Annotated in this window: 21 protein-coding genes; 14 read left to right on the top strand and 7 right to left on the bottom strand. The window is 42.4% G+C overall.

Translation table 11 applies throughout. The annotated features are described in order from the left end of the window. Positions 1–9: 9 nt before the first annotated feature. The 6 genes from prmC to ACZ5O6_RS09555 all read left to right on the top strand — a co-directional run bounded on the left by prmC (position 10) and on the right by ACZ5O6_RS09555 (position 5,818). A complete protein-coding gene (gene prmC, locus ACZ5O6_RS09580) occupies positions 10–876 on the top strand; it encodes a peptide chain release factor N(5)-glutamine methyltransferase (RefSeq protein WP_447091783.1) in 867 nt (288 codons plus the stop codon). Beyond that, entirely contained in the window at positions 869–1,609 is a 741-nt protein-coding gene (locus tag ACZ5O6_RS09575) for a HesA/MoeB/ThiF family protein (RefSeq protein WP_447091911.1), read from the top strand. Before prmC ends, ACZ5O6_RS09575 begins: the two co-directional genes overlap by 8 nt. A gap of 144 nt (positions 1,610–1,753) precedes the next feature. Then, on the top strand, positions 1,754–2,074 hold the full coding sequence (locus ACZ5O6_RS09570; protein ID WP_447091784.1) for a hypothetical protein: 321 nt from the start codon (positions 1,754–1,756) through the stop codon (positions 2,072–2,074). Between the two features lie 100 nt (positions 2,075–2,174). After that, the gene (rhlB, locus tag ACZ5O6_RS09565; RefSeq protein ID WP_447091785.1) at positions 2,175–3,509 is read left to right on the top strand and encodes an ATP-dependent RNA helicase RhlB; all 1,335 of its coding nucleotides are present in this window, start codon (positions 2,175–2,177) and stop codon (positions 3,507–3,509) included. Between the two features lie 119 nt (positions 3,510–3,628). Continuing rightward, positions 3,629–4,921 (top strand): response regulator, encoded by a 1,293-nt coding sequence (locus ACZ5O6_RS09560; RefSeq protein ID WP_447091786.1) that lies wholly within the window; start codon positions 3,629–3,631, stop codon positions 4,919–4,921. Between the two features lie 39 nt (positions 4,922–4,960). Beyond that, a complete protein-coding gene (locus ACZ5O6_RS09555) occupies positions 4,961–5,818 on the top strand; it encodes an Lcl C-terminal domain-containing protein (RefSeq protein ID WP_447091787.1) in 858 nt (285 codons plus the stop codon). A gap of 67 nt (positions 5,819–5,885) precedes the next feature. On the opposite strand, the gene ACZ5O6_RS09550 is transcribed toward ACZ5O6_RS09555, so the two are convergent. Next, on the bottom strand, positions 5,886–6,533 hold the full coding sequence (locus ACZ5O6_RS09550; protein WP_447091788.1) for a LysE family translocator: 648 nt from the start codon (positions 6,531–6,533) through the stop codon (positions 5,886–5,888). A gap of 123 nt (positions 6,534–6,656) precedes the next feature. Continuing rightward, positions 6,657–6,881 carry a hypothetical protein gene (locus ACZ5O6_RS09545; protein ID WP_447091789.1) on the bottom strand — a complete coding sequence of 75 codons (225 nt, stop codon included), beginning with the start codon at positions 6,879–6,881 and terminating at the stop codon, positions 6,657–6,659. A gap of 193 nt (positions 6,882–7,074) precedes the next feature. On the opposite strand from ACZ5O6_RS09545, the gene ACZ5O6_RS09540 reads away from it, so the two are divergent. From ACZ5O6_RS09540 to ACZ5O6_RS09520, 5 genes are all read left to right on the top strand, one after another. Beyond that, a complete protein-coding gene (locus ACZ5O6_RS09540; RefSeq protein WP_447091790.1) occupies positions 7,075–8,481 on the top strand; it encodes a hypothetical protein in 1,407 nt (468 codons plus the stop codon). A gap of 120 nt (positions 8,482–8,601) precedes the next feature. Next, positions 8,602–9,504 (top strand): hypothetical protein, encoded by a 903-nt coding sequence (locus ACZ5O6_RS09535; RefSeq protein ID WP_447091791.1) that lies wholly within the window; start codon positions 8,602–8,604, stop codon positions 9,502–9,504. Then, positions 9,497–11,836 (top strand): efflux RND transporter permease subunit, encoded by a 2,340-nt coding sequence (locus ACZ5O6_RS09530; RefSeq protein WP_447091792.1) that lies wholly within the window; start codon positions 9,497–9,499, stop codon positions 11,834–11,836. The genes ACZ5O6_RS09535 and ACZ5O6_RS09530 overlap by 8 nt, the downstream gene beginning before the upstream one ends. A 20-nt stretch (positions 11,837–11,856) precedes the next feature. Beyond that, positions 11,857–13,044 carry a hypothetical protein gene (locus tag ACZ5O6_RS09525; protein ID WP_447091793.1) on the top strand — a complete coding sequence of 396 codons (1,188 nt, stop codon included), beginning with the start codon at positions 11,857–11,859 and terminating at the stop codon, positions 13,042–13,044. Between the two features lie 47 nt (positions 13,045–13,091). Continuing rightward, complete coding sequence (locus ACZ5O6_RS09520) at positions 13,092–13,892, top strand: outer membrane lipoprotein-sorting protein (protein ID WP_447091794.1); 801 nt, start codon at positions 13,092–13,094, stop codon at positions 13,890–13,892. A gap of 6 nt (positions 13,893–13,898) precedes the next feature. On the opposite strand, the gene cysZ is transcribed toward ACZ5O6_RS09520, so the two are convergent. From cysZ to gatC, 5 genes are all read right to left on the bottom strand, one after another. Beyond that, on the bottom strand, positions 13,899–14,690 hold the full coding sequence (cysZ, locus tag ACZ5O6_RS09515) for a sulfate transporter CysZ (RefSeq protein WP_447091795.1): 792 nt from the start codon (positions 14,688–14,690) through the stop codon (positions 13,899–13,901). Between the two features lie 30 nt (positions 14,691–14,720). Continuing rightward, positions 14,721–15,017 (bottom strand): PA4642 family protein, encoded by a 297-nt coding sequence (locus ACZ5O6_RS09510; RefSeq protein WP_447091796.1) that lies wholly within the window; start codon positions 15,015–15,017, stop codon positions 14,721–14,723. A 10-nt stretch (positions 15,018–15,027) separates the two neighbouring features. Then, positions 15,028–16,488 (bottom strand): Asp-tRNA(Asn)/Glu-tRNA(Gln) amidotransferase subunit GatB, encoded by a 1,461-nt coding sequence (gene gatB / locus ACZ5O6_RS09505; protein ID WP_447091797.1) that lies wholly within the window; start codon positions 16,486–16,488, stop codon positions 15,028–15,030. A gap of 26 nt (positions 16,489–16,514) precedes the next feature. Beyond that, a complete protein-coding gene (gatA, locus tag ACZ5O6_RS09500) occupies positions 16,515–17,978 on the bottom strand; it encodes an Asp-tRNA(Asn)/Glu-tRNA(Gln) amidotransferase subunit GatA (RefSeq protein WP_447091798.1) in 1,464 nt (487 codons plus the stop codon). A gap of 71 nt (positions 17,979–18,049) precedes the next feature. Continuing rightward, positions 18,050–18,343: an Asp-tRNA(Asn)/Glu-tRNA(Gln) amidotransferase subunit GatC gene (gatC, locus tag ACZ5O6_RS09495; protein ID WP_447091912.1), complete on the bottom strand. Its 294-nt coding sequence runs from the start codon at positions 18,341–18,343 to the stop codon at positions 18,050–18,052. Between the two features lie 337 nt (positions 18,344–18,680). On the opposite strand from gatC, the gene ACZ5O6_RS09490 reads away from it, so the two are divergent. The 3 genes from ACZ5O6_RS09490 (at position 18,681) to mreD (ending at position 21,226) form a co-directional block, all read left to right on the top strand. After that, positions 18,681–19,712, top strand: coding sequence for a rod shape-determining protein (locus ACZ5O6_RS09490; protein ID WP_447091913.1), 1,032 nt, complete (start codon positions 18,681–18,683; stop codon positions 19,710–19,712). Positions 19,713–19,814: 102 nt separating this feature from the next. Beyond that, positions 19,815–20,756, top strand: a complete 942-nt coding sequence (gene mreC / locus ACZ5O6_RS09485; protein WP_447091799.1) for a rod shape-determining protein MreC — start codon at positions 19,815–19,817, stop codon at positions 20,754–20,756. Next, the gene (gene mreD, locus ACZ5O6_RS09480; RefSeq protein WP_447091800.1) at positions 20,756–21,226 is read left to right on the top strand and encodes a rod shape-determining protein MreD; all 471 of its coding nucleotides are present in this window, start codon (positions 20,756–20,758) and stop codon (positions 21,224–21,226) included. Before mreC ends, mreD begins: the two co-directional genes overlap by 1 nt. Positions 21,227–21,285 lie beyond the last annotated feature (59 nt).

The raw sequence follows: 21,285 nt of genomic DNA, 5'->3' as shown, positions 1-21,285 counted from the left end.
TCTTTCTCTATGAAAACCATTGCTGAAAATCTACAACAAAGTAAATTTTTGTCGGGTGTATCAGATAGTGCGCGCTTGGATACTGAAGTGCTGTTAGCTGCAGTGCTTAATAAAGATCGTACCTACTTATATACATGGCCCGAATCAGTGTTGACACCAGCGCATCAACATCAATTTGATGAATATATGCAGCAGCGAATCAAGGGTGATCCCATCGCGTATATTGTTGGCGAAAAAGAATTCTGGTCGTTGAATTTATGGGTGAGTAACGATACGTTGATTCCTCGCCCTGATACTGAAATCATTGTTGAAACAGCACTAGAATTATTTGTTGATGATGTGCCAGAGCAGCCCCGAAGCGTTATCGACTTAGGTACAGGAACGGGCGCTATTGCCCTCGCTCTAGCGAGTGAAAAGCCAGCTTGGAAAATTATTGCTGTCGATAATAATCGAACAGTGTGTGAATTGGCCGAACGCAATCGCGTGCGTCACCAGTTAGATAATGTATCAGTTATCTGTTCAGATTGGTTGTCGTCTATTACGGCTACTGATGTAGATATGATTGTTAGTAACCCTCCTTATATTGCTGAAAATGATCCGCATCTTTGCCAAGGCGATGTTCGGTATGAACCTGCATCGGCTTTAACGGCAAAAAATAATGGGCTTGCGGATATAGAAAAAATTGCTGCTCAGGCTGCGTCTATTCTCAGTGAGCATGGCTGGATTGTGATTGAACATGGTTATCAGCAGGGAAGTCGTGTTATATCGATTTTAGAAAGCAATGGCTATGTTCAATGTCGCACGATTCAGGATTTAGCGGGGCAGCCTAGAGCCACTATAGGTCAGCGAGCTAGGAACGGCAGCCATGATGAATGACGATGAATTACTGCGTTACAGCCGCCATATATTATTACCCGATGTTGATATTGAAGGGCAGGAACGCTTAAAAAATGCCCGTGTGTTAGTTGTTGGTCTCGGCGGCTTGGGCAGCCCGGTTGCGCTTTATTTGGCGGCATCAGGTGTGGGGCATTTATCACTGGTCGATTTTGATGATGTGGATGTCTCTAATTTACAGCGGCAAATTATCCACGGGCAGTCAGATATTACTCACAATAAAGCAGTCTCGGCTCAGCGATCAGTGCGGGCATTGAACACGAGTGTTAGCGTCGATGCGATTGTGCAGCGTGTAGATAACGAGAGTTGGGATGCACTGGTGAAAACGCATGATGTGGTGGTCGATTGTACGGATAACTTTGAGACTCGTCTCGCAATTAATGCATCGTGTCAGCGTCAGCAGGTGGTGCTTGTTACGGGAGCCGCAATTCGCCTTGAAGGGCAGTTATCCGTATTTGATCCAAGCAATGCACAATCTCCTTGTTATCAATGTCTTTATAGTGGTGAAGTTAATGACGCATTAACTTGTTCAGAAGCGGGTGTATTGTCACCATTAGTCGGCGTTGTTGGTAGTTTGCAAGCGTTGGAAACAGTGAAGTGGATTGCTGGGATTGGAGAATCGATGGTGGGGCGTTTATTATTGTTCGACGCCAAAACGCATCAGTGGCGAACCTTGAACTTACCGAAAGATCCAGCTTGTACAGTGTGTTCTTAGTATTGAAACGATATAAAGCGGCATAGCCGAAATGGTTATTTTTACACTTAGTTAGTCATAAGAACTTCTCATTGTTTTGAGTGCTGTGCTATATGAGATTGGCGCTAACTAATCTTCATTCGAATAATGCTATGGTGATGCTCAATGATGAATATGTTTAATAGCGTGGCTCGCAAACGCGAAAAAGGCTTTTTGGTTACTCGCGAAACATTGGTTCGTGAGAATGTTGATACCGTTGAAAAAGCAGAGACATGCCAGCGGCGCCTTCAACATAACGCTTTTTTCGCGATGTGTTTAATTATTGTTTTTGGCGGTGTATTAGCGTTCGTCTTCTCTTCTGTGGCATTACCTATTGTGGTTGGTGTGAGTATTTTGTGTCTATACGTCATTACATCTACCTATCGTGCTAAAAGTTATGTACAGCGTTATATAGAGGAGATGCTTGATAACGATAAAGTAGAGTGATGCAGCGGTGGGGCAAAATGTAATAGGTTCATGTAGCGTCCTCGTAGAATCTAGACACGTGTTATACTCGCTTTCTCATACTCTTAATTAGGTATTTCGCTTGTTTAAAAAGCTCTTTAATAAAAGCTCTTCAGCGGCTAAGCAGCCATCTTCTTCTGACACTACGGTACAGCCTTCCGAGCAAACCGTTGATAATAAAAAACATCACCGTTCTCGCAAGCCGAATAAGCCTAAAAAGCCTGCTTGGGATATTAGTCAATTTGCCGTTCCTGAGGTGTCGGGCAAAACGCGTTTCCATGACTTAGGTTTAGAACTGCCATTAATGCATGCGATTGCCGATTTGGGTTTCGAATACTGTTCACCCATTCAGGCGCAATCCTTACCTAATACCCTAAATGGTCACGATATGCTTGGGAAAGCACAAACGGGCACGGGTAAAACCGCGGCGTTTCTCACCGCTATTGTGGATGATTTACTGAAAAACCCGATAGAAGATGAACGTTATGCCGGCGAAGCACGCGCATTAATTATTGCACCTACTCGTGAGCTCGTTGTGCAAATTGCTGACGATGCTAAGCAACTCGTTAAATATACTGATCTGACGGTGCATACTCTAGTTGGTGGAATGGATTACACCAAGCAACAGCAGGCAGTACGTAATAAGTTCGTCGATATACTAGTGGCAACACCGGGCCGTTTACTCGATTTTGCGAGTAATAAAGATGTTCACCTCGATCAAGTGGAAATCTTGGTGTTAGATGAAGCTGACCGCATGTTGGATATGGGTTTTATTCCTCAAGTTAGGCGTATTGTTCGCTTGACGCCACGAAGAGAAAATCGCCAAACATTATTCTTTTCTGCCACTTTTACCGATGATGTCATGCGATTGGCGGAGCAATGGACACTTGACCCATGCTCTGTTGAGATCGAGCCTGAAAGCGTCGCCACAGATACTGTAGAGCAGCATGTTTATCTGGTTGCCGCCAACGAAAAATACAAATTGTTGACAAACCTTGCGCGCCAAGATGATGTTGAGAGCTTAATTGTGTTTGCTAATCGCCGTGACGAATGTCGCCGCTTACATGAGCAGCTAGTAAAACATGGCTTTTCTGCGGGTCTACTGTCAGGAGAAGTTGCTCAAAATAAACGTATTAAAACATTAGATGGATTTAAAACCGGCAAGCTTAAAATACTGGTGGCGACCGATGTCGCGGGCAGGGGGATTCATATTAATAATATTAGCCACGTGGTTAACTTCACTCTTCCTGAAGAGCCCGAAGACTATGTACACCGTATAGGGCGTACTGGTCGAGCCGGCAAATTGGGGGTGTCTATTAGCTTTGCCTGTGAAGACGATGCCTTTTTACTCCCTGCGATTGAAGAATTATTGGGTAAGAAGCTGGATTGTGAGCAGCCACCAAAGTCATTACTGTAAATTACGGTAGCGATAGCTTACTAGGTAGTAGCACTTTTTTCCTTATTTCTCACTGAATGCTTATTTTTGACTACACTCTATTAATGAGTCAGCAAAAATAGGCAACGTGGGATAATGCAGTGAAAAATTCAGTCAAGAATACCGCCAACACCATTCTAATTGTCGAAGATAGTCCCATCGTCGCAAAAATCCTTTTGCATATTGTGAAGCAAGAGCTACATTTTGTTATTAAGCTCGCCAAAACCTTTGCTGAAGCAAGAGAAGTGTGTGAGCAGTATGGCCAAGATATTTTTGCCGCATTGGTTGATTTAAACTTGCCCGATGCGCCTGATGGTGAAGTTGTCGACTATACTTTAGACAAAAAAATTCCTACGGTTGTACTGACGGGTTCAATTGATAATGCTCGCCGAGAAAAGCTGCTTTCAAAGGGCATCGTTGATTATGTGACGAAAGAAGGGAAGTATTCTTATCAATACGCTGTTAAAGCGATCCAGCGATTAGAAAAAAATCAGAATATCAAAGTACTTGTTGTCGAAGATTCAACAACAATGCGTAATCATATTGTTAATTTATTATCGCGTCACCAATTTGAAATTTACCAAGCGATTGACGGTATTGATGCGATTAAAGTGATTTTGCAGCATCCCGATATTCAGTTGCTAATCACAGATTACAATATGCCCAATATGGACGGCTTTGAATTGGTTAAAAATTTACGTTGCCAGTATGAAAAATTTGATTTGGTAATTATTGGTTTGTCTGCTGAGGGTGAAAATGGCTTATCGGCAAAGCTGATTAAAACCGGCGCCAATGACTTTTTAAGTAAGCCTTTTAACCCAGAAGAGTTTTATTGTCGCATTAATCATAATATTGAGTCTTTGGATCTTATTGCGCAAATTAAAGATTCTGCCAATAGAGATTATGTGACCAATCTTTATAGTCGCCGTTACTTTTTTGAACAAAGTGAATTGTTACGGGAAAAGTCTCAGAAAAATGATTCGCCGCTTGCATTGGCGATATTAAGTATTGATGATTTTAGATCGGTCAACGACGAATACGGCCCAGAAATTGGTGACGATATATTAAAGCAGTTCTCAACGTTAATCGAAAAAGCACTCTCTCGTTTTTTATTGGCGCGTTCGTCGGGTAAAGAGTTTTATTGCTTGATGAGTGGTTTGTCGAATGATAAGGCATTAACATTTCTAGATCAGGTGAGGCGGATTGTCGCCTCCGAAACTTTCTCTGCTGGTGGTGAACCACTATCATTGACCTTTAGTGCGGGTGTATCAAATATATTGGGTGCGCGTACGAGTGATCAAGTGGATACCGCTGAGAAATGTGTTAGTCGTGCAAAGCAAGCGGGTAAAGATATTGTGATGGGAGATGAGGAGGATGATGAAGATTTTGAATAATCGTTGACCATTATCGTTGTTCTACGCTACGATATTTTTATGATTAAAAAACGATATATCCTCCTATTGTTTACTTTTCTTGCCTTGATGGCATTGCTGGTTTCAGTCATCGTCTTGTTCTCGAAGGCAGCGCCGACGACGCCTGATCCCACCCCAATTCTAGAAAGTTCTCCGTCGACTGTTGAAACGACTACGATCACCCTTAGTGACACTCCTCCTCAACCTTCTCAATTATCTGAGAAGCAGCAACAAGCAGCATCAGCTTATAAACTCTGGACAGAGACAGAGCTGTCGGATAAAACCGTTGATAACCGATTTTATAAAATTGATAACGATGGGGGTGTGCTGCCGCAAGAGTCGGTGTCGTGGAGTTGTGTCTACGACGACCTGACAGGTTTGTTATGGGAAGTAAAAGTCAGTGATGGTAGTTGGCAGGATAATGAGCACACGTATTCTTGGTTTCAGCCGAGCGCTCAAGAAATAGAAGAGCTGTCACTAGTGGCAGGTAGTGAGGCAATAGACCTACCTTATGATCCTAAGCGCGGTAAAGCGGATGGCGGAACATGTTATGACGTTTATTGTGATACTTACCATTATAATCAGGCATTTAATGATGCCAATATTTGTGGTTCTAGCCAGTGGCGATTGCCTTACGCCCATGAGCTTGGTTATTTAGATCATCAAGATCAGTACTATCCCGATATAGACACCACTTTTTTTCCAAATACAGCAATTGCTTATTATTGGTCTAGAACAGAAACGCCTAATTTATTGTCGTTAGCGTGGGCTGTTGATTTTAAGGATGGCTTTCCTTACATCAGTGAAAAGCGTATCCCTTATCGCATCCGTTTGGTCACCGATGCTTTATGGTTGCACGATGAAATTCACCTTGAATGATGACTTGTCGCTTATTGGCGATTAAAGCTGTCATCTATTTCAACAATGATTTTTGGTGCGTGATGGGTTAGCGTAAAAATTCTTCTGCAATAAGTGTGTAAGTAATAAAGCATGCCGATCCAATAAAAAATATTCCGGTTATTTTATTAAATCTAACGTAATGAACCGGATGTTGAAAAAAACGATTGAGTTGATTTCCACAGCCACTGTATATGATTTGCCACAGGGCTTCACATACAAAAAAAGTTCCGGATAGGATAGCAATTTGCAATGCTTTGGAGTCATGAGGTGAAATGAACGGTGTAAAGAATACTGAAAAAAATAATAATATTTTTGGATTACTTATAGCTACTAAAAATCCCTCGTTAAATAATGCGACATTAGATAAATGCTGTTTAGGTGCGAATCTATTTTCATTTTCTTTTTTAGTGTGTGTGCTTACATACTTGCTAATACCTAAAAAAATAAGGTAAGAAATCCCTACTGTAGTAATAATAGGAAGTAAGAAAGGGTATGTTTGTAATAGGGTATGCAGACCAAATAACGTGGCTGCTAATAATATAGATAAGCCCAGCAAACTTCCGGCTACCGTTAAAAGTGCTCTTTTGTGTCCATAATATAAACCATTTGATAGCGCCAAAATAGAGTTGGGTCCAGGTGATGCTGTTGCTAATAGAGTAAGCACCAGAAAAGTAAGCCAGTGACTTAAAAGCATAATAAATGATCTCAGTTGTAGGTGATTATTTTTCTTTTAGCGAAAGAGTATGATAATAAATTTGCGGAGCTCGTCATTTTGAAATAAAAAATATTGCAAGCCCTTACTTTTTGTGTTCCTATTCTACCACCGTTTTTGATGATTATTTCTAATCAATTGTTGGGCTTGTCGTATTAGCGCAGTTAATGTCGAAGTGCCTTTTCTCAACATAAAAAACATCATGCGGATATAAGGAACATCTGAACAAGTCATGCGTGATTTTTCGCTGGCTAAAATAAGCGTATTTTTCGTTGAATATTTCGCCAATAGCTCGCTATTACCTTCAATATTCGTCTCAAATACACTCATTTTATCTCACCGAAAACTTCATTCAAACTTATTCAGAGGTTTCATAAAATAATAATAAAGCAACTATTTCCATTGCCGTTCTAATGGTTTAGTACTGGGCCTGAGTACGTTATTCATAAGTTAGGATGATATTGAAGTTAATGTTTTTCATGCCTGAAGCTATCTACTTATAATAACAATTGAGGCTGCAGTTATGTCGACACCTATGTCAGAAATTAATCCTATTTCAGAATCCTTTTATTTTTCCATTTTTTCCGATGCTAAAAACCTTTTCTTATCGCAGCAGTCAGAGGTCTCCGACCTGTCTGTATTAAGTGAAAAAGTAGATAGTATTCTTGCTACGCGTGATCCCCTCAAAGGTCTCTCGCCAGAAAATGCGGCAACCTTGCTACATTTAGTGCGAACCTCCCCCGATAAAACTTTGCGCGACAAAGTTATTGCGGCGGCTAAAGCCCAAAGGAAACGTACCTTTGGAAGCACTGTAGCAACCATGGTGCCTATTGAGGTGTCTTCATTCTGCGCGAGTACGTGTAAATTTTGTGGATGGCGTGCAGATAATAAAGATATGGCAAGACTTTCGATTACAACCGAGGCGATCCGTCAGCAGGCTAAAATATTAGCAACAAAAGGCTTTTCTCATTTCGAAATTGCAGGTGGTGATGACTTAAAACTACTCAAGGAAAACTTACCTGATTTAGTTAATGCATTAAAAACGGAAGTGACAAAAGTTAATCCTACTTCTCGCGTATCTATTTGTCTTGTGCCTATGTATGAAGATAATTACAGCAGCTTAAAGTCTGTAGGATTAGATTGCGTTTTGACATGGCAGGAAACATACGACGAAGATTTATATAACTATCATATTCCTTCTGGCCCTAAAGCCTGGGGTGTTGATGAAAACCTTAAATTACAAAAGAAAACGGATAAAAGTGTCGGCTTTTTACATCGTCTACAGTCTCAGGAATTTGCTATTCGTGCAGGTTTACAGGCTGGGTTAGGTGCAATGATCGGACTTTCGCCCACCACTGAAGCCGATATTCTTTCTGTCGTGATGCATGGACAGAAATTACTTGATCATTATGGTGATCATGTTCAACCGATGATTATTGGAATGCCTGCGTGGAATGCGATTTTAACCGAGGAAACAGATCAGCGTATGGATGAGGGCTTTGACTTTGATACGGAAAATAATTTCGAATTGTTGTCAGCCTTTTATTTATTGGCCTTCCCTGATAATCAAGCGTGGGTGTTTTCTAATGGCCGTGTTGCTCCCGAAATTCAGCAAGATTGTATTTCTACTGCCGCATGCTTTACGTCGACACAAGTTGAAATTGCGCCGGGTGCTTATCTCGTTGGCTTGAATGACGCAGATGCACAGGTCGATGTTGTTAATTTTCAACGTACTCACGGATTTGATGAAGAGGATATTACCAAGAAAGAAATTTTGGATGGTGAACAATTTAAGCACTACTATGATTTACATGAAAGTTTTATCGATATGTTTGTTAAAAATGGCTTGCAAGTAGTGAATGATTCAAGTTACTTATCAAAAATCGCAACTAGTACCGCTCAGGAAGAGAGAGTTGCTGAAACCGTGTAGTGTTTCTGTTATTTTTAAATAAAAAATAATAGGTTATAAAGTATTAGCGCGGGTTTTTTTATAATGGAAATGCCCGCGTTAGTATAATCGCTATAACAACAATAATAATGAGTTCGATCGATGTTTAAAGTGGTTGTTAGTCGAGAGGCTAGTCGATTGGCGAGTCACTCTTCTGCTCGCATCTTCCCCAATTCTCAATGGGAGTGTTTAACGCCAAGTTTTATCTTAGATAAAAGCGAGCGTTCTAATAGCTATTGCCTAGAATTATTATCTATCTGCAGAGGTGTTGAGCCAGGCTTAACTCGAGATCATGGGCATGCATGGGTGCGGTTGGTTGAGCCAACGGGTGAGGTATATAGCGTTGGTTTTTATCCCGATGAAAGTACTCGTGTGGAGCCAGATGAAGTACCTGGGTTGCGTATGCCCGGGATGTTATTGTCCCCGGATAAATATGAAAAGCATTACCAAAAAGGGTGGAACTTACGAACAGTTCGTCACGAAATCACCTGTGATGATTTTTATAAAGTAAAAAACACCATAGAAAACATGCAACTTAATCGTTTGCATGGTAGCTTGGCCTTTGATCTTTGCGAGCACAACTGCGTTCATTTTGTTATGTGTATTGCGAAGCTTTGCGGCATTAATCCGCGAGGCGCTACGTCACTTTCGCGAATGGCAGATGACTTGATGTTACGTGGTTCAGTTCAGCGGATACGCCATCGTTTATCGTCTATTGCGCCATCAGTAGTTACTTCTTTTTTGCATACAGTAGACGTCAGTATTCGCTCGGTTCTATTTAATACAGCGTTAGGTTTATTGGGTGGTTTTTCCACGCTCTCTATGCAATGGAGTAAGCGATGTGAGGGGCAACCTGTATTAGAGCATATTAATCATCTTTCCCCTGTTTTTTCATCCTATCGTCAGGTGTTTTCTAAAAAAGTCCCTTTCTATCATGTAAGAGAATTTCGCCAGTGGCAGCGAGAAGTTAATCAGCAAGTGCGCGATGGAGCGGAACATGTGTGAGAAAAAAAACCAGCAATGGGCAACATGGGTTCTACGGTATCGTTGGTGGGTGATGCTGCTATGTGTAACGATGACAATAGTGGCTGCTTATGGTGCAGGGCATTTAGCATTTAGTAATAACCATCGTGTTTATTTTGGTGAAGAAAATCCGCAGTTAGTTGCACTGGAAAAAATGGAAAAGGTATATGCTAAAAATGATAATGTCACCTTTGTTTTTTCCTCTAAAGACAGTGATGTGTTTACCGCAGAGGTACTTGCTGCATTAAGTGATATTACTGAGCGGGCATGGCAAATGCCTTATTCTAGTCGTGTCGACTCTCTTGCTAATTTTCAGCACTCTTACTCTAGTGAAGGCGATTTAATTATCGAAAGTCTTGTTCCAGAAAGTGATGTTATTGGTGGCCTTAATGATCTAGAGCGAGACAGAATAAAAAAGATTGCACTTGCCGAACCTTTTTTGATAAATAAGTTACTCTCCCCAAATGGAAAAGTAACGGCGGTCAATGTCGCTATATTACTTCCCAGAATTGATGAAGAGAAAGAGTTGCCCGAAGTGGTTGCGTTTGCCCAGCAGTTATTGCGTGACGTCGAATCTGACTATCCATTTCTCGATGCCTATTTGACAGGCGGCGTGATGATGGATAATGCATTTGTTGAAGCAACAAAAAAGGATATTGATACGCTAATACCGTTGTCTTTTGTGGTTATGTTGTTGGTGCTGTCGGTACTTGTTGGCGGCATAGTGGGCACGTTGGGTACGTTATTTGTCATCGCTTTTTCTATCGCCGGCGCTATGGGGTTGGGCGGTTATATTGGCTTTCCTCTCACGCCGCCGTCGGTGGCTGCCCCGATTATTATATTAGCAATTGCTATTGCCAATTGCGTGCATTTACTCACAACTTATCGTGAACAGTATTATGAGTCTTTTCAGTCTGCCGTTGATTCTGGAAAAACGGCTAGTCAGCAGCGCTACGCGGCATTGCACTATAGTTTATCGGCAAATATCAAGCCGATCACGATTGCGAGTACAACCACGGCGATTGGCTTTCTGAGTATGAATTTGTCAGATGTTCCACCTTTTCAGCACTTAGGTAATTTAGTGGCGATGGGAGTTATGTTGTCTTTACTGTTTTCCCTAAGTTTTTTACCCGCATTACTTTCTGTATTACCGGTTAGTGGTCGTAAACCGTTTAGTGTCACACTATTTCCTATGGTGCGATTGGCTGAAGGTGTTATTCGCCATTATCAAAAACTATTTTGGGGTGTGGGCATTATTGCGGTGATGCTTGTCGTATCGATTTCAAAAAATGAGTTAAATGATGTTTTTGTACACTATTTTGATGAGCAATCAGAATTCCGCCAAGATACCGATTTTGTATTAGATAATCTGACCGGGTTTTATAATATAGAGTATTCAATGGAATCGGGTCAGACGAATGGTATTTATGCACCGGACTTTTTGCGGCAAGTGGATAGTTTTTCTACATGGTTGCGAGAACAGCCAGAGGTGATTCACGTTAATACTGTTACAGATATCATTAAGCGACTGAACAAGAATATGTTCGACGATGATGAGTCCATGTATCGTTTACCTACGGATCGAGAGTTAGCGGCACAATATATTTTACTGTATGAAATGTCTTTGCCTTATGGCTTAGATTTAAATAATCAAATTAATGTTGATAAATCATCGGTACGTTTGCTGGTGACAATTAAAACACTATCGACAGGTGCCGTACTTGCGTTTGAGTCGCGCGCTCAACAATGGCTCAAAAATTATTCGCCAGATGTTTCTTCGAGTGTCGGTACTGGTACGGTGATGATGTTTTCCTATATTGGTCAGCGTAATATCGTGAGTATGCTATTAGGTACAACGGTGGCTTTGGTGTTGATCTCATTGGTGCTAATGGCCGCATTTAAATCGATACCATTAGGTATTGTTAGCTTGCTGCCTAATTTAATTCCTGCTGCGATGGGTTTTGGTTTGTGGGGGTTGTTAGTGGGCGAGGTGGGGTTGGCGTTGTCTACGGCTTCAGCAATGACATTGGGTATTGTCGTGGATGATACGGTACACTTTTTGACGAAGTATCATCATGCTAGGCGTGTATTAACCCATTCGGTTGAGGATGCGATTCGCTATGCTTATAAAACGGTGGGTAACGCGTTAGTGACGACGACGATTGTGCTCGTTGCAGGTTTTTTAGTACTAGCGAGTTCAGGTTTCGAGCTTAATTCTGGTATGGGTTTGCTAACGGCCATTGTGATTACCATTGCACTATTAGTGGACTTGCTGTTTTTGCCTGCGGTGTTAATGAAACTGAAAAGAGTCTAGTCGTGGTGGTTGCACAGTATATGTCGTTATTTCGCTGGCTGGTCGTTTTTATAACGGGGTTGTTTTCTACTGGTGCGCTATCTTACTGGGAAGGGCAGGCAGGTATAGAAGGGCGATTTTATTTTGAGACCCCCTTAGATTCACAGCAGCATCGCAATGAAAATATTTCAGTTTATGTGCAGCCGGAGTATCGTCATCGTTGGAATAACGGTCGTTCATCTTTTGCCTTTGTAGGGTTTGGTCGTGTCGATCAAAATGATAATGAACGTACGCATATTGATATTCGAGAGCTTAGTTGGGAGACCGCTTACGATAATTGGGATGTACGTATTGGTTTACGCAAAGTGTTTTGGGGAGTAACGGAGTTTCAGCACCTAGTGGATATTATTAATCAAACCGACCTTGTAGATAATATCGATACAGAAGATAAGTTAGGGCAGCCGATGATTAATATTGCGGCTATTCAAGACTGGGGTACGGTCGATTTTTTTGTGATGCCCTATTTTCGTGAACGCAACTATGCAGGACCTAAAGGGCGTTTGCGTAATCAGCCTTTTGTGAATGAAGATCGTGTGCGTTATGAATCCTCCGATGAAGAAAAAAACATCGATTATGCTTTACGGTATTCTCATTACTTTGGTGACTGGGATGTGGGCTTGTCTTACTTCAAGGGTACTGATCGTTCTCCTGATTTATTAGACGAGGTTGATGCTAGTAATAATCCTGTGACGGTGCCGTTTTATGAGCTGATTGATCAGTTGGGTATTGATGTTCAGGTGACTAAAGAACATATCCTGTGGAAGTTTGAAGGCATTTATCGTGATAGTTCTACAGAATCGTATACGGCAGCCGGTGGTGGGTTTGAATATACCTTGCCCGATAACGGGAGTGGCACGATGGATATTAGCTTACTGAGTGAGTATCACGCGGATAGCCGAGGAGAAAACTCTCGTACCTTTGATCAAGATATTGGCTTTGGTGTGCGCTTTGGTTTGCGCGATGCAAAGTCAACGGCGATTTTAGCGGGCTTTGTCTATGATCTTAACAACAATGGAACCATTTTTAGTATTGAATCCAGTCAGCGCATTGCGGATGATTGGTCGTTAGTATTTGACGCCCGCTTTTTTAATGGGCAGCGTGTGGGTGATTCGGGGTACGATGTGAGTCAAGATGATCATATAGAAATAACATTGTCTCACTATTTTTAAAAATCATAATCGCACTATGAAAAATTATTTTTACCGAGGAGTTTATCGTGTGTAGTTATCGTGGGTGGCTAATTAAGGTGCTAAGTATTGTTGTTGGCTTGGTGTATTCAGGGCTGGTTATCGGGGAGACACCAGAAGAAAAGGGTTTACGGTTAACGCAAGAAGAGAATGCTTTTAATCAAGGATGGCAAGATTTTGAAGCAAAGTTGCGGTTAACGTTGCGCAATAAGCAAGGTGAAGAAAACGTATTTACCATGCGTATGCTAACGAAGGAAGTGGAGGGTGATGGTGACAAGTCTATTATTGTTTTTGATAGCCCGGGCGATATTCGTGGTACGGCGTTACTTAGCCATACACATACATTAAAAGCAGACGATCAATGGTTGTACCTCTCTGCAATTAAGCGGATTAAGCGCATTAGCTCGAATAATAAATCGGGCCCTTTTTTGGGGAGTGAATTTGCCTATGAGGATTTAACATCGCCAGAAACAGAAAAGTATACTTATCGTTGGTTAAAAGAGGAGGCGATTGATGGTCGGCTAACCGATGTTATTGAGCAGTACCCCACTTACAAATATTCTGGTTATAAGCGGTTAGTTAAGTGGTTAGATAAAGACTATAGGCAGCCGGTTAAAGTAGAGTTTTATGACCGTAAAGATCGACACTTAAAGACACTTACTTCAAGCGATTTTGAGCAATACCTAGGTGTTTACTGGTACCCTTCGATGATGTTTATGGATAATCATCAAACGGGAAAAAATACTGTATTGGCGTGGGAAGACTATGTATTTCGAAAAGGACTGACGGATCGAGACTTTAATCGCAATGCGCTGAAACGTTTACGCTAAACATTTTTATTGGCTGTCATGGTTTATTATTTTAGTTTCGATGGCTTGTTGGCGTAGTTCATTAATCCAAAATAAAGTGCCCCCAGCAACGGCGATAGGCATAATAAAAATATTGATGACGGGGATCATGCTTGCCAGCATAATAACACCACCAAAACCAATGGATGAAAATCGTTGCTGTTTTAACCGTTCACGTAAAGCACTAAAAGGCATTTGGTGGTTGTCCGCAGGGTAGTCAATATACTGAAGCGTCATTACCCATGTTCCCCAGAGTAGTGCGAGTAGGGGAACAAAAAAATTGGCTACAGGGATAAATGACAATAAAAACAAACCAATCATGACTAAGAAGCCGCGCGTAATAAAGTAAAATAACTTAACCATTTCCCGCCGTAATGTACGAAAAATCATGCTGCTAATACTTTCTTCTGGCAGGCTTTCACCGCATAAATGCACTTCTATTTTCTCAGCGAGTCGGCCATAAAAGGGTGCGGCAATAATGTTGGTTAGCAGAGTAAAGCTATAGCCGTATATCAGTAAAACAAAAAATATAAATAGGCCCGTTAAAAATGCGACAAGATAAGATATCCAAGACCAGGCGGGAAATAAGTCTGCGAACCAAGTTTGCAGGCTGGCAAAGTGGCTAATTAACGAAAATGTTAAAATAATAAAAACAATGCAATTGGCCACAAAGGGAATGAGTACAAAGCGTTTCATCCCTTTTGTTGTTAATAATGTGGCGCCACGTGTTAAGTAATAAAAGCCAGAGCTTATTGTATTTTCTTTAGCGTTAATGGACATTGTTTTTTATTCTGCCGTTGAAGAGTGTGCTTAATGTGCGCCAGCTTTCTGTAGTGCGGTTATATAATCTTCGCTTTGTTTGTGCTCTTTTATAGTCTGTAAAAAAGTCTCTCCGTATTGGTTAACGGCGTTAATATCTTTCTTGGCTTCTAAAAAGAAGGTGGTGAAGGTAGAAAAGTTTTCTGCGATCATCCCGCGATAGGCTTTTTCAAGTAAATGGAAGTCTGCATATTCTGTGTCATCCGATTCGTAGATAAAAAATGACCGGATGCGTTCGTCATCAAAAAATTCACCGAGTACTTTTTGTTTGTCTTTCTTAAGCGTCATGTCTTTACCTTTATAATAAGTCGTTCAATTTTTTAACTAAAATGTCGTTGATCATTTTGGGGTTGGCTTGCCCTTTGGAAGCTTTCATGATTTGTCCAACAAAGTAACCTAGCATTTTAGGGCGTTTTTCTACATCGGCCTTTTTGTAGTTCTCTATCTGGGCACTGCTGTTGGCGATTACATCGTCTACCATGCTTTCTAGGGCGCCGCTGTCCGATACTTGTTTCAAGCCTTTTTGTTCGATGATTTGATCGGCGCTATTGCCTTCGCCTTTCCATAAGGCCTCAAATACTTGCTTGGCAATTTTGCTTGAGATGGTATTGTCTTTAATGCGCTCAATTAAGTTGGCCAATTGCTGTGGTGTTATAGGGCTTTCTTTTATGTTTTTTTCTTCGTTGTTTAAATGTGCGCTTAGCTCCCCCATAATCCAGTTGGCAGCAAGTTTTGGGTCAGAGCATTGCTTAACGGTTTCTTCAAAGAAATAGGCGACATGTGTGTTGTCGCTCAGGATGTTAGCGTCGTATGCAGAGAGTTGGTAGCTCTCTATAAAACGTTGGCACCGTGTCGCAGGGAGTTCTGGCATTGCTTGACGTATGCTTTCTATGTATTCATCGTCTAGCTCAACGGGCAGTAAATCTGGGCAAGGGAAATAGCGGTAATCATTTGCCTCTTCCTTACTACGCATGGCGCGAGCAGTTTTAGTGTCTGCATTGTACAGACGAGTTTCTTGGCGAATCACTCCGCCATCTTCAAGTACATCAATTTGTCGTTCTACTTCCAGGGCGATGGCTTCTTCCATAAACTTAAACGAGTTTAAGTTTTTGGTTTCTGTGCGTGTACCAAGCGTATCGTCGCCTTTTAAGCGTACGGAGATGTTGACATCAAATCGCATTGAGCCCTGTGACATTTCTCCATCACAAATGCCAAGAGCGGTAACGAGTGAGTGCAGCTTTTTGGCAAATGCTACGGCTTCTTCTGCGTTGCTAATGTCTGGCTCAGAAACAATTTCTATCAGCGGCGTGCCTGCACGGTTTAAATCGATCCCTGACATGCCTTGTTCAAAATCGCCTTCATGTAATGATTTGCCAGCATCTTCTTCTAAATGTGCATGGTGAATACGGATAGACTTGGTCGAGCCGTCATTCAGTGCAATTTCAATGGTGCCGGCGCCTACGATAGGTTCATCTAATTGTGTGGTTTGATAGCCTTTAGGTAAGTCGGGATAAAAATAGTTTTTGCGCTCAAAGACGGAGCGTTTACCGATTTCCGCATCAATGGCGAGACCGAACATAATGGCATAACGAAATGCTTGCTCGTTAGCGACGGGTAAGGTGCCTGGCATGGCAAGATCGATGGCGCATGCTTGGGTGTTAGGTGCTGCACCAAATTGTGTGCTAGCGCCGGAAAAAATTTTTGTTTTTGTGGCTAGTTGTACGTGAACTTCTAAGCCGATAACGGTTTCCCATTCCATAATAATTTCTCAGTCTCGTTATCTAATTATTGATCATTAATGCTTGGCGCAGTTTTTTTATGGTGATCAGTATGCTGTTGGAATTGATGCGCGGCGTTCAGTAGTTTGGCTTCAGCAAAATAATTACCAGTAAGTTGTAAACCAACCGGTTTATTGTTGCTTGCAACACCACAAGGGATTGATATGCCACACAAGCCAGCTAAGTTTGTTGGGAGTGTGTAAATATCTTCTAGGTACATAGAAACCGGGTCGCTTGATTTTTCGCCTAAACCAAAGGCGGGGTTAGGTGCAACAGGCCCGGCAATAACATCAACTGTATCGAAAGCATTGACAAAATCTTGCTTAATGAGGCGGCGCACCTGTTGGGCTTTACGGTAATAAGCATCGTAATAACCCGCTGATAAGGCGTAGGCTCCGACGAGTATTCGGCGTTTAACTTCATCGCCAAATCCTTCTTCTCGTGAGCGTTTATACAAGTCCATTAAATCTTTTGGCGCATCGCAGCGATGGCCGTAACGCACACCGTCAAAACGCGATAGGTTCGCAGATGCTTCGGCAGGGGCTATGACGTAGTACGCTGGAATCGCGAGCTGTGTGTGCGGTAATGAAATCGGATGTAGGCTAGCTCCGAGCTTTTCATACTCAGCAAGAGCGGCATTGATGAGTGTTGCGACTTCGTTATCTAGGCCTTCTTGAAAATATTCTTCTGGAACGCCGATGCGCAAGCCTTGAAGTGAGTCATTTAAATGAGCGGTATAATCGGGTTTTTCAATGTCAACAGATGTAGAGTCTTTGGCGTCGTAGCCGGCCATTGCATTAAGCATTATGGCGGCATCTTCAGCGGTTCGTGTTATTGGGCCCGCTTGATCCAGGCTTGAGGCATAGGCAACCATGCCCCAGCGAGAAACGCGGCCGTAGGTTGGCTTTAATCCGGTGAGGCCACAAAAGCTAGCTGGTTGACGTATAGAGCCACCCGTATCGCTTCCAGTGGTGGCAGCGGCCAATTGTGCGGCGACGGCGGCGGCTGAACCGCCTGACGAGCCACCGGGAACACAATCGGTATTCCAGGGGTTTTTACTTGCGCCATAAAAACTAGACTCGTTGGAGGAGCCCATTGCAAACTCATCCATGTTCGTTTTGCCTAAGCTCACGCTGCCAGCATGGGCTAAATTTTCAACGATGGTCGCACTGTAAGGGGGTACAAAGTTGCTCAGCATTTTGGAGCCACAGCTAGTTAATGTGCCTTCGGTACAAAATAAATCCTTATGGGCAATAGGGATGCCACAAAGATCACCGGCATTGCCGTTCGCTCGTTGTTGATCAGCCTGCGCTGCCTGTTTTAAGGCATGCTCATGATTGACCGTAATATAGCTGTTGAATGATGTATCGTATTGTTTAATGCGATCGAGATAGTGTTGTGTTAACTCAACGCTAGAAAATTCGCGGTCACGTAAACCGACAGTGAGTTCAGCAATGGTGTAATGGTGCATGAGTGTGTATCTCTTAAAAATCCGTAATGATGCCTGTGCGAGCTATTTGTTTCTTGATGGTGTTTCGGCAATTATTCTATAACTTGAGGAACAAGAAAAAGGCCCGATTCTGTTGCGGGGGCATTGGCTTGCAATGCTTCTCGTTGGTCTTTTTCGGTGACGTTATCTTGTCGTAGACGTTGGGTCGCATCAAGAGGGTGAGACATCGGCTCCACACCGTCAGTATTGGCTTGTTGTAATTGGTCAACAAGCCCTAAAATATTATTGATATTGTCGGTGACATTATCAATAAGGTCATCATTTATATTAATTCTGGCTAGGTGCGCGAGTGCGGTGATGTCATCGTGCTTCACTGTATTTTCCATCCCGTTATATGCTGACGTTGATTGTCGTTTGAGGTTTTCGCTAAATACGGCTTTAGTATTCAAAGCTGGGGGGTATTTTATATTAGTTTTCTGCTTCGGGCTGCTAAAATAGCGATTTTATCGGAGTGAAGTTTGTTCAGGCGGTTCTTAGGGGTAATTCGTGTCAAATTACTCTCTCAAAATTGATGTCGTGATGACAGTCGCGTATCATTGACCGATTATATCTACAATCAAAATAAAAATTTTACGTTAATGTTTTTGTATTCCCAATTAACGTCTATTTATTCGTATACATTAGCCATTGGCTACATTTAGGTGAAGAAAATCCATGTTTAAAATGAAACGCCTCAGAGGTTTGTTTTCTAATGATCTGTCTATAGATCTAGGTACTGCTAATACGCTTATTTATGTTCGTGAAAAAGGCATTATTCTTAATGAGCCTTCGGTTGTTGCTATTCGTACACATAATGGCCAAAAGCAAGTGCAAGCGGTTGGTGTAGAAGCTAAGCGTATGTTAGGTAGAACCCCAGGTAATATTACGGCGATTCGCCCTTTAAAAGATGGGGTTATTGCTGACTTCCAAGTGACTGAAAAAATGCTGCAACACTTTATGCGTAAAGTCCATGAAAATAGCTGGTTTCAGCCTAGCCCACGGGTATTGGTCTGCGTTCCTTGCTTGTCTACTGAGGTGGAGAAGCGCGCTATTCGCGAGTCAGTGCTAGGTGCAGGTGCTCGTGAAGTGCGCCTTATTGAAGAGCCTCGCGCGGCCGCTATTGGTGCGGGTTTAAAAGTATCAGAAGCAAGTGGTTCAATGGTGGTTGATATTGGTGGCGGCACTACAGAGATTGCGGTTATTTCTCTTAATGGGGTCGTTTATTCTGACTCTGTTCGTATTGGTGGCGACCGTTTTGATGAGGCTATCGTCAATTATGTGCGTCGTCATTATGGTAGCGTGATCGGAGATGCTACGGCTGAACGCATTAAACAAGAAGTTGGCTGTGCTTTTGTGGGTAGTGAGTCACGCGACATTGATGTGCGCGGTCGTAATCTTGCTGAAGGTGTGCCACGTAGTTTTACGCTAAGCAGTGGTGAAGTGCTAGAGGCGCTTCAAGAAGCATTGGCTGGTATTGTTCAAGCGGTGAAAAGTGCATTGGAGCAGTCTCCTCCAGAATTAGCCTCTGATATTGCTGAAAGTGGTATGGTGTTGACGGGCGGAGGTGCGTTATTACGTGATTTAGATCTGTTGCTAGCTGAAGAAACCGGTTTGCCAGTCATTGTTGCGGATGACCCCCTAACGTGTGTTGCGCGCGGTGGCGGTGTTGCGATGGAGTGGATGGACGATAGAACAATGGACTTTTTAGAGTTTTAAGTGTTTTTGAGCTTTAGCCCTGTTTGTTGTTTAGAGGGTATTTGAGTTCTTATAAAAATGGTTCATAAGAAGCCTGTTACTTAACGGGCTTCTAGGTGGAGATTGATTATTAAACCGTTATTTAGCAAAGGCCCCTCCTATTTTTCTCGTTTAGTACTTTTCGTATTGATCACTTTTATTCTGTTAGCGGTCGGCCGTTATACAGATTACCTTTCTCATGCTCGTTACTACCTGAATAACATTGCTGTTCCTTTTTATTGGATAGGAAATGTGCCAAATCAATTGGGTATTTGGTTTGATGACACTTTTACTTCCCGTCAAACTCTAGAAGAAGATAATGCGCGTTTGCGCCGACAGGTTTTGTTGCAAGAAGCTCGTTTGCAAAAAATGGCAGCAATCTCTAATGAAGCTAATCGTTTGCGTGGCTTAATGGGTTCTTCTCAGCTGCTGGATGATAATGTTGTTGTTGCTGAATTATTAGGGATATCTCCTGATCCCAAAGTGCATAAGGTGATTATTAATAAAGGGTCGCAACATGGCGCCTATATTGGTCAGGCAGTGCTAGATGCGTACGGTCTAGTGGGGCAAATTGTTGCGGTTACGCTTTATACCTCTGAAGTGTTGTTTATTACCGATGATGCGCATGCGATACCGGTTCAGTTAATTAGAAATAATGTGCGCACAGTGATCGAAGGTATCGGTGACTTATATCGATTACGCTTGCGCTATGTGCCAAGTTCTATGGATATTGAAAAAGGTGACTTGCTGGTGAGCTCTGGTTTGGGTGGGCGGTTTCCCGCTGGTTACCCCGTCGCGACGGTCAGTGAAATTGACCGGGATCCCGGTGAGTCTTTTGTTCGAGTGATTGCGACACCGACGGCACAATTGAATCGTAGTCGCCATGTGTTACTCGTATTTCCTGCTGACAGAGTTCAACCAGAGGAGGGCGTGGTTACATCTTCCTTAGTGGAAAGCCACATGACTGATAACAGCGAGCATAGTGGCGGTGAGCCAGTAATCACCACATCAGCGGGCAGTGAATAATGCGTTGGCTTATTATTGCTTCCTTTATCTTGGCGTTGTTGCTTTCGATACTGCCACTGCCTTTTGATGCACGAGCGTGGCGCCCAGAGTTTATCGCCTTGTTAGTTATTTACTGGGCGACATATTCCCCTGAATATTTTGGCGTGTTCTCCGCGTGGGTGTGCGGTATGATCACAGACATCATATTGTTAAATGCTTTAGGGCAAAGTACTTTGGGGCTTATTGTGGTCGCTTATATTGCGCATCTGTCTTACCAGCGTATGAGAAGTTACGCCCTGTGGAAGCAAGCTATGTGGGCCTTGATTTTAGTCGGTATTTATCAATTGTTTTCAAACTGGGTGATGGGGCTTATGGGAAGGAATATTGATACCATCGTTTCTTTGGGAACTGCTGCTGCCACAGCCATATTATTCCCGTTCATTGTTGTTGTGTTGAGAAAAATAAGAATTCGTTTTCGCTTACCAAGCTAGAGCCTTATTCTGACAATGTGTATGGGTGTGCTTTAGGACAAAGCCGTGCTCAACTGTTC

The organism is Eionea flava (genome assembly GCF_055393785.1).
The sequence above is the reverse complement of the archived record's forward strand: the minus strand, read 5'-3'. Positions and strand labels throughout refer to the sequence as shown.

Coding starts and splice junctions, on each gene's coding strand:
- prmC (WP_447091783.1), top strand. CDS start 10: ATGAAAACCATTGCTGAAAATCTACAACAAAGTAAATTTTTGTCGGGT.
- ACZ5O6_RS09575 (WP_447091911.1), top strand. CDS start 869: ATGAATGACGATGAATTACTGCGTTACAGCCGCCATATATTATTACCC.
- ACZ5O6_RS09570 (WP_447091784.1), top strand. CDS start 1,754: ATGATGAATATGTTTAATAGCGTGGCTCGCAAACGCGAAAAAGGCTTT.
- ACZ5O6_RS09555 (WP_447091787.1), top strand. CDS start 4,961: ATGATTAAAAAACGATATATCCTCCTATTGTTTACTTTTCTTGCCTTG.
- ACZ5O6_RS09550 (WP_447091788.1), bottom strand. CDS start 6,533: ATGCTTTTAAGTCACTGGCTTACTTTTCTGGTGCTTACTCTATTAGCA.
- ACZ5O6_RS09545 (WP_447091789.1), bottom strand. CDS start 6,881: ATGAGTGTATTTGAGACGAATATTGAAGGTAATAGCGAGCTATTGGCG.
- ACZ5O6_RS09540 (WP_447091790.1), top strand. CDS start 7,075: ATGTCGACACCTATGTCAGAAATTAATCCTATTTCAGAATCCTTTTAT.
- ACZ5O6_RS09535 (WP_447091791.1), top strand. CDS start 8,602: ATGTTTAAAGTGGTTGTTAGTCGAGAGGCTAGTCGATTGGCGAGTCAC.
- ACZ5O6_RS09530 (WP_447091792.1), top strand. CDS start 9,497: ATGTGTGAGAAAAAAAACCAGCAATGGGCAACATGGGTTCTACGGTAT.
- ACZ5O6_RS09525 (WP_447091793.1), top strand. CDS start 11,857: ATGTCGTTATTTCGCTGGCTGGTCGTTTTTATAACGGGGTTGTTTTCT.
- cysZ (WP_447091795.1), bottom strand. CDS start 14,690: ATGTCCATTAACGCTAAAGAAAATACAATAAGCTCTGGCTTTTATTAC.
- ACZ5O6_RS09510 (WP_447091796.1), bottom strand. CDS start 15,017: ATGACGCTTAAGAAAGACAAACAAAAAGTACTCGGTGAATTTTTTGAT.
- gatB (WP_447091797.1), bottom strand. CDS start 16,488: ATGGAATGGGAAACCGTTATCGGCTTAGAAGTTCACGTACAACTAGCC.
- gatA (WP_447091798.1), bottom strand. CDS start 17,978: ATGCACCATTACACCATTGCTGAACTCACTGTCGGTTTACGTGACCGC.
- gatC (WP_447091912.1), bottom strand. CDS start 18,343: ATGGAAAATACAGTGAAGCACGATGACATCACCGCACTCGCGCACCTA.
- ACZ5O6_RS09490 (WP_447091913.1), top strand. CDS start 18,681: ATGAAACGCCTCAGAGGTTTGTTTTCTAATGATCTGTCTATAGATCTA.
- mreD (WP_447091800.1), top strand. CDS start 20,756: ATGCGTTGGCTTATTATTGCTTCCTTTATCTTGGCGTTGTTGCTTTCG.